Origin of the sequence: Actinosynnema sp. NPDC023658 (genome assembly GCF_040639995.1) — a bacterium.
Classification (GTDB): domain Bacteria; phylum Actinomycetota; class Actinomycetes; order Mycobacteriales; family Pseudonocardiaceae; genus Actinosynnema.
In genome coordinates this window covers 1-5548 of sequence record NZ_JBFAAX010000123.1, presented here as the reverse complement: position 1 = coordinate 5548, position 5548 = coordinate 1, and the positions used below count along the sequence as shown (strand labels likewise).

Annotated in this window: 5 protein-coding genes; all 5 read right to left on the bottom strand. The window is 70.1% G+C overall.

Annotation, left to right across the window (positions count from 1 at the left end; genetic code table 11):
* Positions 1-214: 214 nt before the first annotated feature.
* On the bottom strand, positions 215-1582 hold the full coding sequence (locus AB0G02_RS16175; protein WP_360794410.1) for a tryptophanase: 1368 nt from the start codon (positions 1580-1582) through the stop codon (positions 215-217).
* Positions 1583-1593: 11 nt separating this feature from the next.
* Positions 1594-2592, bottom strand: a complete 999-nt coding sequence (locus AB0G02_RS16170; RefSeq protein ID WP_360794408.1) for a tryptophan dimethylallyltransferase family protein — start codon at positions 2590-2592, stop codon at positions 1594-1596.
* A gap of 534 nt (positions 2593-3126) precedes the next feature.
* The gene (locus AB0G02_RS16165) at positions 3127-3990 is read right to left on the bottom strand and encodes a 3-hydroxybutyryl-CoA dehydrogenase (RefSeq protein WP_360794406.1); all 864 of its coding nucleotides are present in this window, start codon (positions 3988-3990) and stop codon (positions 3127-3129) included.
* 216 nt (positions 3991-4206) lie between these two features.
* The gene (locus tag AB0G02_RS16160) at positions 4207-4668 is read right to left on the bottom strand and encodes a CAP domain-containing protein (protein ID WP_360794404.1); all 462 of its coding nucleotides are present in this window, start codon (positions 4666-4668) and stop codon (positions 4207-4209) included.
* 207 nt (positions 4669-4875) lie between these two features.
* On the bottom strand, positions 4876-5548 hold a 673-nt coding region (locus tag AB0G02_RS16155), incomplete at its 5' end, for an amino acid permease (protein WP_360794402.1).

Sequence of the window (5548 nt, the reverse complement as noted above, 5' to 3'; positions counted from 1 at the left end):
ACGACCCGCGCCGCGCCCAGGTACTGTCCGCCGCCCTCCCCCGCGATCTCACCGTGGCGCGGCACAGCCAGTCCCCCAACTCCGCTCTGGAGATCATCAACCAGCACACGATGTACGGGCTCGACGCGATGGCGTAGGGCTCCCCGCCGGGGAGCCCCGTCCGCCGCCGACCTGCTGGGACGGTGGGTGACCGGGGACCGGTCACCCGTTCCGACTAGACCGCCGGTTCGAGCCGGCAGTTGAAGTGCCGCAACAGCTTCGGCACGTGCGTCAACCGGTACCCGGGCACCCGTTCCGGGTCCTTCGCGATCTCCGCCAGCGTCTCGCCGACGTACTCCAGGTGGCTCTGCGTGTAGACCCGCCGCGGGATGGCCAGCCGGACCAGCTCGTACGGCGCGGGTCGGACCAGCTCACCGGCGTCGTCCAGCTCGCCCAGGTACAGCGAGCCCAGCTCGGCGCACCGGATGCCGCCCGCCAGGTACAGCTCGGTGGCCAGGGCGAACCCCGGGAACCGGCTCGGCGGCAGGTGCGGCAGCAGGCGACCGGCGTTGAGGTACACCGCGTGCACGCCGGTCGGCCGCACGCTGTCCACGCCCGCCGCCCGGGCCAGGTCCGCGACGTAGGCGGTGGCGTCGGCGCGGGCGCGCAGGTACTCCGGGTCGGTCACCTCCAGCAGCCCCTGGGCCAGCATCTCCAGGTCGCGGCCGGCGAGCCCGCCGTAGGTGCGGAAGCCCTCGGTCGCGATCAGCAGCAGCTCGCACTTGGCGGCCAGCTCCGGGTCGCGGATCGCGAGCAACCCTCCCATGTGGACGATCGCGTCCTTCTTCAGGCTGGCCACGCACCCGTCGGCCAGGCTGAACGCCTCCTCCGCGACCTGCCGCGGGGTGTGGTGGGCGTAGCCGGGCTCCCGCTGCGTGACCAGCCACGCGTTCTCCGCGAAGCGCGCCGCGTCCAGGAAGAACGGCACGCCGTGGCGGCGGGCGATCTCGCCGGCGGCCTTGATGTTGGCCATCGACACCGGCTGCCCACCACCACCGTTGTTGGTGATGGTGAGCAGCACGATGGCGACGTCCCGCGGCCCGGCGAGGATGGCCTCCAGCGCCTCCAGGTCGATGTCGCCCTTGAACGGCGCGTCGTCGTCGAGGTCCTTCGCCGCCCGGCACGGCAGGTCGACGGCGTGACCACCGAGGATCTCGACGTTGGCGCGCGTGGTGTCGAAGTGCGTGTTGCTGACGCTGACCTGGCCCGGCTTGAGCAGCGCGGTGAACAGGATCCGCTCGGCCGCGCGCCCCTGGTGGACGGGGTAGGCGTGCGGGTAGCCGGTCAGGTCCTGCACCACGTCGCGGAACCGGTAGTAGGAGCGCGCACCCGCGTAGGTCTCGTCACCGCGCAGCCCCGCCGCCTGCTGCTCGGCCGACAGGGCCCCGGTGCCCGAGTCGCTGAGCAGGTCGATCGTCACGTCGGTGGCGGCGAGGTTGAACGGGTTGTACCCGGCAGCGGCCAGCGCCCGCTCGCGGTGCGCGCGCGTGGTGATCGGGATGGGCTCCACGACCTTGATGCGGTACGGCTCCATCGTGGGCATGGGTGGGGCTCCTAGCCTGCCAGGCTGATCGAACGGGGTGAGGCCACATCGTAGGCCTCGGAGGAGAGGTAGACCGTGACACCGGGGCGCGGCCTGCCCATGCGCAGCGACACGTGGGCGATCAGACCGACCCCCTCGTCCAGCGGTCGTCGCGCGATGGTGCGCAACGCGCTGTCGAACGGCGTGGGGTCGAGGTCGTACTTCGCCATGACCGCGAGCACCCGGCGGCGGGCCTCTTCGTCGTCCGTGACGTAGTCCCGGATCGGCACGTAGAGGGAATAGCCGCTGGGCGCGTCCGCGTCGCCGTCCAGGAACGTGTAGCTGGAAATCAGCGGGCGCTTGTCGAACGTTCCGGTGCTGCCGCCGGTGAGCAGGCAAAAATCGGGCACCATGTCCACATCGACCCCTCGCGCGGCCTTCGCGGCGCGCGTGACGTCCGTTACATCCGCGGTGTGGTGCGAGATGTACACCTTCACCCGGGCCCGCTGTTGTTCGACGAGGTCGAGCGCGAAGAACGAATACCTGTCAAGTCCGGGCCTCGTGACCGCGCGATTGCGGAGAGCGGGGAAACCGGCGGCGAAACCGGTCCGCTCCAACCCCTCGCGCACCAACTCCTCGGCAGCGGCCTCGCCGCGCACCTCCGGGTTGAAGTACACCTTCACCGCCGGCGCGTCGTCGGCGCGGAACACCAACGAATACCAGAACGTGAAATCATGCTCGGGGTGCTCCGGCAGGAACAGGTCCTTGACCGCGTCGAAACGACGGGTGTCCAGGTTCCCGTGCCGCTTCATCCGGTCCAGCGCGGCGAGCGCCGCAGCCGTGTTGGCCGCACGGGAAGGCCTGGTCGCGGTGGGTTCGACGATGGTGCGGAGGATCGGGGACTCGCCCGCCGCGAACGCCGTGGAGAACTCGACCGGGGTGTGGTCGTCGGCCACGTCGGAAGGCCAGGCCGGGCTGGTGGAAACCGGGCGGAGGCCTCCGGGGCCGAGCGCGTCCGCGAGCAGCCCCATGGATTGTGACGGGTCCTGCGTGATGCCCAAAGAATGTAGGAGGGCGTTGAGCTGTCCGCCCGTGAAATCACGTATCGAAACATTTTGAGGGTCCAAGGCGGGGTTCTCCTCGTGGGGGGCGAGTCGAAAGTTACGCTAGGCGAAGCAATCTTGTCCACCAGCCGGCCGTAGCGTGACGTAGGGCACTCTAAAGGCATGTCGCAGGTCCTGTCGATCAGTGGTCGCACGGGCGACGTCGGTAATCAAGACTACTCCGAACGGCCTATTGACTAGACCTCTGTCAGTCTTTCGCACTAATCACCGGACGGCCTGCGATGACGGATCGTGGCGTTTGTGCCGGGGGTCGGCCGAGGTAGGGGCGATCGTTTGGCCGGCTATTGATGGCAGCCATTCAAGACGCTGGTGTTAATTGTTCGGCCACTTCTTGACGTGACTCTCGCGGCCCCCGTGTGGTAAGTGCCCCGGACACGCGGAGGGGCCGCCGATCACCGGGATCGACGGCCCGCGGACGCCCGCTCGGACGGGATGGCGGTCCTAGGACGCGTAGTTGTGGAACCCGCGCCCGCTCTTCTTGCCCAGCAGTCCCGCGTCGACCATGCGCAGCAGCAACGGCGGCGGCGAGTACAGCGGCTCCTTGAACTCCTCGTACATCGACTCCGCGATGGCCTTGGTGGTGTCCAGGCCGATCAGGTCGGTCAGGCGCAGCGGACCCATCGGGTGCGCGCAGCCCAGCACCATGCCGTTGTCGATGTCGTCGGCGCTGGCGAACCCGGACTCCAGCATCCGGATCGACGACAGCAGGTAGGGGATCAGCAGGGCGTTCACCACGAACCCCGCCCGGTCCTGCGACCGGATGACCTCCTTGTGCAGGACCCCGGTCACGAACGCCTCGGCCCTGGCCTTGGTCCGGTCGCCGGTCAGCAGCGACGGCACCAGCTCCACCAGCTTCAACACCGGTACCGGGTTGAAGAAGTGCACCCCGATGACCTGCTCGGGACGGCTGGTGGCCATGCCCAGCTTCATGATCGGGATCGAGGAGGTGTTCGACGCGAAGATCGCCTCCGGGTCGGTGACGACCTTGTCCAGCGCCGCGAACACGTCGGTCTTGACCTGCTCGTTCTCGGCCACGGCTTCCACGACCAGGTTCCGGTCCGCGAAGTCCGCGAGGTCGGTGGTGAACCGCAGGCGCTCCAGCGCGGCGTCCCGGTCCTCCGCGGACAGCTTGCCGTTGCGCACGCCCCGGCCGAGCGAAGAGGCGATCCGCCCCCGCGCGGCCTCCGCGGCGACCGGGTCGACCTCGGCCACCAGCACGTCCAGCCCGGCCCGCGCGCAGACCTCGGCGATGCCGGAGCCCATCAGGCCCGATCCCACCACTCCAACACGTTGAATGTCACTCACGCCCCGATCCTGCCAGGGGCGTCGTCGACGGGCACACTTCCCACCTGCGGGGAACCCGCGGGGGTGCCTGCGGTCGACCGGGGACGATCTCCGCGGTCGGTGGCCCGGGCCGCTCCGCCGACGGCGGTAGCGTCGCGTGGTCCTGCGACCGGGTGCCCGACGGCGTGCCGGCAGACGCCGTCGTGGGGCTGGTCGGCCCGGCCCGGGTGGTCGGCGTCACTGGGTGACGCCGAACTCCTGCGTCCAGTAGATCTTGTTGCCGCCGTCGACCGCGTGGGCCACGCCCAGGTCGCGCAGCTCGCAGTTCACGATGTTCGCCCGGTGGCCCTCGCTGTTCATCCACGCCCGCACGACCTCCTCGGCGGACGCCTGGCCGGCGGCGATGTTCTCCGCCGTCACACGGAAGTGATAACCCGCATCGGTGACGCGTTGCGCCGCTGTGCTGCCGTCGGTGCCGGTGTGGCTGAAGTTCCCGGTGCGCGCCATGTCGTCGCTGTGCCGCTTGGCCGCCGCGGCCAGTTGGCCGTTCGGCGTGAGGGCCGGGCAACCCGCGGTGGAGCGTTCCCCGTTCGTCAGAGCCAAAACCTGGTCTTCGAAGGTCGGTGCGGCGAGTGCCGGAGTGGCCGTGCACAACAGCGCCGCGACCGCCGCTCCGGCGATGGACATCCTGCGTGCCATGATCGTTCCCTCCTGGTGTGCGAACCCCTTGCTGTCAAGGGGTTCCCACTCGCGGGAGGACTTGCATTCCACGATAGGTGGAACCGTGGTGACGTCGTGTCAACCGGGCTTCGCGTCGACGGCGGCGAGTTCCCGCAGCCGCACGTCGACCCCCGGTGAGCGGGGGGGGGGGGGGGGGGGGCCGCCCCCCCCCCCCCACGGCGCCGGTCAGTCCTTCAGCTCCTCCTCGGCCTGCGCGATGGCGGCGAACTCCTCCTCCGGCGCGGAGGCCACCAGGTGATGTCTGCTGTAGAACCAGAAGTAGGCCAGCGCCACCACCACGATGCCGGCGGTGATCCCGGCGGCCAGCTCGTCCACGAAGAACGTCGCCACGACCGCCGCCACCGCGAGCACCAGCGCCACCCCGGTGGTCACGACGCCGCCCGGCGTCCGGTACGGCCGCGCCAACCCCGGCTCGCGCACCCGCAGCACGATGTGCGACACCATCATCAGCACGTACGACAGCGCCGCGCCGAACACCGCGATGTTGATCAGCGTCGCGCCGCTGCGCATGATCGCGGCCAGGACGAACCCGACGGTGCCGGGCACGATCAGCGCGAGGTACGGCGTCTTGCGCCGCCCCGTCTTGGACAGCCAGCGCGGCAGGTAACCCGCGCGCGACAGCGCGAACAGCTGCCGCGAGTACGCGAAGATGATCGAGAAGAACGACGCCACCAGCCCGGCCAGGCCCACGTAGTTCACGACCTGCGCCAGCGCGTTGTCACCGCCGTAGGCCGCCCGCACCGCCTCGGGCAGCGGGTTGCCGGAGGACATCAGCGCCGCCGAGCCCGCACCGCCCGGCGCGAACACGAGGATCGCCGCCGCGAACACCAGCAGCGCC

Bases quoted from the DNA above. Each gene is read 5' to 3' on its own strand.
- AB0G02_RS16175 (WP_360794410.1), bottom strand. From the start codon at position 1,582: ATGCCCACGATGGAGCCGTACCGCATCAAGGTCGTGGAGCCCATCCCG.
- AB0G02_RS16170 (WP_360794408.1), bottom strand. From the start codon at position 2,592: ATGGGGCTGCTCGCGGACGCGCTCGGCCCCGGAGGCCTCCGCCCGGTT.
- AB0G02_RS16160 (WP_360794404.1), bottom strand. From the start codon at position 4,668: ATGGCACGCAGGATGTCCATCGCCGGAGCGGCGGTCGCGGCGCTGTTG.